This is a genomic window from Flavobacterium sp., assembly GCF_044357305.1.
GTDB lineage: Bacteria > Bacteroidota > Bacteroidia > Flavobacteriales > Flavobacteriaceae > Flavobacterium.
The window spans coordinates 1-6,141 of sequence record NZ_JBIKPS010000045.1 but is presented as its reverse complement, the minus strand read 5'-3'; the positions used below and the strand labels follow the sequence as shown (position 1 = coordinate 6,141).

Annotated in this window: 4 protein-coding genes; all 4 read right to left on the bottom strand. The window is 36.3% G+C overall.

Going from position 1 to position 6,141, the window contains the following annotated elements; translation table 11 throughout:
• Window positions 1–223 precede the first annotated feature (223 nt).
• Complete coding sequence (locus ACIQ2J_RS14660; protein ID WP_396171214.1) at window positions 224–844, bottom strand: L-threonylcarbamoyladenylate synthase; 621 nt, start codon at window positions 842–844, stop codon at window positions 224–226.
• Between the two features lie 72 nt (window positions 845–916).
• Window positions 917–1,306 carry a four helix bundle protein gene (locus ACIQ2J_RS14655; RefSeq protein WP_396171212.1) on the bottom strand — a complete coding sequence of 130 codons (390 nt, stop codon included), beginning with the start codon at window positions 1,304–1,306 and terminating at the stop codon, window positions 917–919.
• Between the two features lie 119 nt (window positions 1,307–1,425).
• A complete protein-coding gene (locus ACIQ2J_RS14650) occupies window positions 1,426–3,762 on the bottom strand; it encodes an ATP-dependent helicase (RefSeq protein WP_396171210.1) in 2,337 nt (778 codons plus the stop codon).
• Window positions 3,763–4,530: 768 nt separating this feature from the next.
• A partial coding sequence (locus ACIQ2J_RS14645) for a T9SS type A sorting domain-containing protein (RefSeq protein ID WP_396171208.1) occupies window positions 4,531–6,141 on the bottom strand: 1,611 nt, incomplete at its 5' end.

Sequence of the window (6,141 nt, the reverse complement as noted above, 5' to 3'; positions counted from 1 at the left end):
GCAGTTTATATCTGAGTTCTTTGCGACTTTGTATCTTAGCGAGAATATATTAAAAATTAAGTTGAGTCTAAAATTTCGTACTATTTGTAAGACTTAACAAAGCAAATAGTTAGTTTTATCGGACAACAATGGGGTTTTTATACGTTTCCTACTTTTATAACTACTGCAAAAGAAGTAATAATGTTATAAAAAAAGCTTAAAAAGAAATTTCTTCATGAACAAATTACAAAATATCCAAACTACCTTTTCCCTCTCGGATGACTTCTGGCTCGTTTCCCGACAAATCAATAATTGTGGATGGAATGTTATCGCCATAGCCACCATCAATAACCATATCGACTTTGTTTTGCCATTTTTCAAAAATCAATTCGGGATCGGTAGAATATTCAATAATTTCGTCCTCATCATGAATGGAAGTAGAAATAATAGGATTTCCTAATTCTTTAATGATAGCCCGAATTATGCTATTATCGGGAACCCGAATTCCGACTGTTTTTTTGTTTTTAAATACTTTCGGAAGATCATTATTTCCTGGAAGAATAAAGGTATAAGGTCCAGGCAAAGCCCTTTTAAGTAACTTAAATGTGGCAGTATCTATTTGTTTCACATAATCGGAAATATGACTTAGGTTATAACAAATAAAAGACAAGTTTGCTTTTTCTAACTTGATTCCTTTTAGTTTTGCAACTCGTTCTAGCGCTTTAGTGTTGGTAATATCACAACCCAAACCATAAACGGTATCGGTAGGATAAATAATTACACCACCATTTTTTAAGACCTCCACTACTTTTTTAATTGCAGCCTCGTTCGGATTGTCTTCGTATATTTTTAAGAATTGTGTCATTTTTTGTTTGTGGTTTTTTGTTTGTGGTTTGTTGTTTATTGTTTGTGGTTTGTGGTTTGTGGTTTGTGAAACCTACTTAAATTTTAAACCTTTTATTTCACAATTAATTAAATAATTCATCATTGCTCCTATTTTGTTTTTTTCTAATTCTAACATTTCATTTAACTGTAAATGCTGCTCTACCGAAATAAGTTTTTTATCAAAAGCTCTGTAACTTTGAGATTTTGACTCTCCACAAGAAGCTTTTGCAATGCTCAAAAAATGAATAAATTCTTTATTACCATTTCTTTCAAATCCTTCGGCTATATTATCCATTATTGAACCTGAACTTCTATCAATTTGATCTTTCAATGAAAAGTTAGTTTTTAATGCGGTGTTTTGTATTAAGTCTTCAATAAATTGACAAATTTCTCTAGCCTTTTGCCAAATTTCTAAATCTTCAAATTTTAATATTTTTGCCATAACTATAAACCATTAACAACAAACTATAAACAACAAACCATAAACTATAAACTATAAACAACAAACTATAAGCCATAAACAATAAACCACAAACAACAAACCACAAACCACAAACCTCTTTATCCAATAACATCCAACTTAGCAAATCGCAACAATAATTTCTTAATTCCTCCAACTTCAAATCGGATTTCGGCTTTTTTATCCGCACCAGCACCTTCTAAGTTGATTACTTCTCCTTTTCCGAAACGTTCGTGCATTACTATATTTCCTGCGGCTAATTTGTTATCAAATAAATTGGCTCCACCAGCATTGGCTCCATTGCTTGCTACTGGCTTCAGTTTTCTAATGGAGGAAGAAGAAATTGGTTCTTCTCCGTAGCGTTTTGGTGGCGTTCCTGTAACGGGTTTTGCCAAACGCAATTTCGATTTATCGACATCGCCAAAGATATCGATATCCATCATCGGTTTGTAGCGGTAGCCACCAGCATCACTCGGATTGATGTATTCTAAATATTCTCCTGTAATTTCTTCTATAAAACGAGAAGGCTCGCTATCGGTTAGTTTTCCCCAACGGTAACGCGATTGCGCATAGGTTAAATACGCCTGGTGTTCCGCTCTGGTTAAGGCAACATAAAACAACCGGCGTTCTTCTTCGAGTTCGCTTCGGGTATTCAAACTCATCGCACTCGGAAACAAATCTTCTTCCAAACCAACGATAAAGACATACGGAAATTCCAATCCTTTCGCCAAGTGAATGGTCATTAAAGCCACTCTATCGTCGTCGCCAGTATCTTTATCTAAATCGGTTGCTAGAGCAACATCTTCCATAAATTCCGATAAGGCACCACGGGCTCCATCAATCTCTTTTTGGCCTTCAATGAAATCTTTAATACCGCCCATTAACACCTCGATGTTTTCAATTCGGGCAATACCTTCGGGGGTTCCATCTTTTTTTAATTCTTGAGCTAATCCGGTTTTTTTAGTCACATGATCGGTTAAAAACCACGCGTCTTGATTTTGATTTATAACCTGAAAACTCTTAATCATCGTTACAAAATCTTGCAACTTGGCTTTGGTTCCCGAGTTTAATTTTAAATCAATTTTATCAATGTGTTCCATTACTTCAAATATGGAACGCTTGTAATGGTTGGCAGCAACGGTTAGTTTCTCAATGGTAGTATCTCCAATTCCTCGGGCTGGATAATTAATTACTCGAACTAATGCTTCTTCATCTTTAGGATTGATTACCAATCGCAAATAACAAATTACGTCTTTCACTTCTTTTCGTTGGTAAAAAGACAAGCCACCATAAATTCGATACGGAATATCGCGCTTGCGTAAGGCATCTTCCATAGCACGAGATTGTGCATTGGTACGGTACAAAATAGCGAATTGCCCATTGAGCATTTGGTTGCGCATTTTTTGTTCGAATATTTCTCCGGCCACAAATCGGCCTTCTTCGCCATCGGTTACACTGCGGTGGACTTTAATTTTGGCACCAAATTCGTTAGCAGTCCAAACGACTTTATCCAACTTGGTTTTATTTTTATCGATAATCGAATTGGCCGCTTCAACAATGTTCTTGCTCGAACGGTAGTTTTGCTCCAATCGATAAGTTTTTACGTTATCGTAGTCTTTTTGAAAATTCAAAATATTATTAATGTTGGCCCCTCGAAAGGCATAGATACTTTGCGCATCATCCCCAACGACACAGATATTCTGAAAACGATCGGACAAAGCACGCACAATTAAATATTGGGAATGGTTGGTATCTTGGTACTCATCTACCATGATGTAGCGGAAACGGTCCTGGTATTTGGCTAAAACATCTGGGAACCGGTTCAACAATTCGTTGGTTTTTAATAACAAATCATCAAAATCCATAGCGCCCGATTTGAAACAACGATCCACATAATTGGCGTAAATTTCGCCTAGACGAGGTTTTTTAGACATCGCATCTTGCTCTTGCAATTCGGGATTATTGAGGTAGGCTTTTACAGTAATCAAGGAGTTTTTATAGGAGGATATTCGGCTTAATACTTGTTTGGGTTTGTACACGTCTCTGTCAAGCTGCATTTCTTTGATAATTCCAGATATACAACGAACAGAATCTTGGGTGTCGTAAATGGTGAAATTAGAAGGGAAACCCAATTTATCGGCTTCACTTCGAAGTATTCTAGCAAAAACGGAGTGAAAGGTTCCCATCCAAAGGTTTTTGGCCTCATTAGTTCCCACAATATCGGAAATACGTTTTTTCATTTCCCGAGCTGCCTTGTTGGTAAAGGTTAGTGCTAAAATATTAAACGCATCTACTCCCAAACTCATCAAATAGGCAATACGAATTGTAAGCACACGTGTTTTACCCGAGCCTGCACCAGCAATGATAATCATTGGGCCGTCTTTTTGTAAAACCGGTTCTTGTTGCGCTTCGTTCAGCTGGCTAATATATCTGTGCATCCTAACTATTTTGAAACTTCAAATTTAAGGCTACTATAGTTTAATTACAATATATTTTTAAGGTTTATTGTTTAGTATTTGTCAACAATTTTAAATTAGTTTCTATTCCTTTATAACTAATTAACGTTCCTTTGTAACTAGTTAACGTTGCTTTATAACTAGTTAACGTTGCTTTATAACTAGTTAACGTTCCTTTATAACTAGTTAACGTTGCTTTATAACTAGTTAACGTTCCTTTATAACTAGTTAACGTTGCTTTATAACTAGTTAACGTTGCTTTATAACTAGTTAACGTTCCTTTATAACTAGTTAACGTTGCTTTATAACTAGTTAACGTGATAAAGGAACTAGTTCACGTTGCTTTATAACTAGTTAACGTGATAAAGGAACTAGTTAACGTTCCTTTGCAACTAGTTAACGTTCCTTTGCAACTAGTTCACGTTATAAAGGAAGTAGTTCCCATTCCTTTGCAACTAGTTTACGTGATAAAGGAACTAGTTCACGTTATAAAGGAGATGACAGTGTCCTAAAGTTTAAACAATCTAATGACTACTCTCTTAAATCGCCTACTTGGGGCGGATTCTTTTACCACAAAAGGCACAAAGGATTGTGTCCTAAAGTTTAAACAATCTAATGACTACTCTCTTAAATCGCCTACTTCAACTACAAAGTTGTTTTAAAAAAGCATAATGCAGGACGATGAATACCAATAAAAAAGCCTCCTCAATTTCTTGAGGAGGCTTTGAATTATTTAGAATTCATGATAGCTTATCTCTTAATCACCCTTACGGTTTTAAGATTATCGCCTTGGCTTACCATCACGTTGTACACGCCAGAAGGATAGTTTGCTCCAATTTCAAATGCTTCTACTTGAGTAGCATCTAGTATTTGGTTGTCCACTAGTTTTCCTAACATATCGTATACTTTCACTTGTAAAGCTTCTTCACTACTAGTTTTAATATCTAGTTTAAAGTTCTCTGCAAATGGATTTGGATACGCTGTAGCATGGAATGCTATTTCTGTTGGCATAGCAGCTTTCACACTTCCACAATTTTTATAGTATAATGTGAAGGTTTTAGAATATACTACCGCTCCACAAGAATTAGTGAACTTCGCTCTGTAGTAATTTACTCCAACTGCTGGGTTAACTACTGTATAAGAAGCTACTGTTGCATCTGCAATGTCATTAAAATTTGTTGTGGATGACGTTGTAGATTGCTGCCATTGGATTGCACCAATAGATCCCGTACCAATGGTTAAAGTTTTTGTAACACTTGGACAAATAGCTAACGCTGCTGTAGCACCTGATGGTGTTGTTACATTGGCTGTAATTGTTTTAGCCAATGGTGCACTGTACACCATAACCGGAACTATTTCGCTAGTTTCTGAGAAACAAGTACCTATTGTAACTTGTGCTTTATAAGCAGTAGAAACGGTAAGGTTTGCTGTTACTAATGTTGCAGTAGAACCTGTAACTGCTGACCAAGTAGGAGATGCAGTTGTCCAATTGGTAGATTTAAACCATTTAATACTACCAAAGGAACCTGTTAAGGTTAAGGTACTTCCTGTTCCAGTACATACTGTTGCATTTGCAGCAGTTAGAGTTCCAGCAGTTGCACCGGTTGCAATTGTATATTTAACCGCATTAGAATAAACTTCTGAACAAGGGCTGCTGGTTATTTTAGCTCTATAATACGTATCTGCCACAATGCTATTTGGAGTAAAGTTAGCGTTTAACGAAGTTGCACTAAATACTCCATCCGAAACTAGAACATCTGTAAAGCTAGTTCCATCAGCAGAGGACTGCCATTTAACAGTTCCGATATGTCCTGCTACTTTTACTGTTCCAGTAGAACCCGAACAAATTAATGCTCCACCAGTTACTGTTCCAGCAACCGATAATGGTTTTACTAGAATAGTCTTAACTGCACTTCTAGATTGGTTACAGTTTCCACTGGTTACTACACTTCTAACATAAAACTTAGAAAAAGAAGCATACGCAGCGGTATTCAAAGTAAAAGTCAGTTGGTTGGCACCACCACTTACAGTTTCAAATCCTGCTGTAGTAGAAACGGTAGAAACCTCCCATTGCATAGAAGAACCTGTATAAGCCGTAGAGCTTAAAGTTACATCTGCTCCTGCACAAATCGAAGCAACACTAGTAATAACTCCTGCAAGGGCATTAGGTAGAACTGTAATTTTAACCGGCTCGCTATAAGTCATACAAGCACCATTGGTAACTCGAGCTCTATACCATGTATCTGTTGCTATAGCATTAGATGTAAAAGTAGCTCCTGAGAAATTATTATTATAAATCCAAGTTGCTGGAGCATTAGTAGCATTTACATAATTAGTAGATACTTGCCATAAAACAGTAGC

Coding starts and splice junctions, on each gene's coding strand:
- ACIQ2J_RS14660 (WP_396171214.1), bottom strand. CDS start 844: ATGACACAATTCTTAAAAATATACGAAGACAATCCGAACGAGGCTGCA.
- ACIQ2J_RS14655 (WP_396171212.1), bottom strand. CDS start 1,306: ATGGCAAAAATATTAAAATTTGAAGATTTAGAAATTTGGCAAAAGGCT.
- ACIQ2J_RS14650 (WP_396171210.1), bottom strand. CDS start 3,762: ATGCACAGATATATTAGCCAGCTGAACGAAGCGCAACAAGAACCGGTT.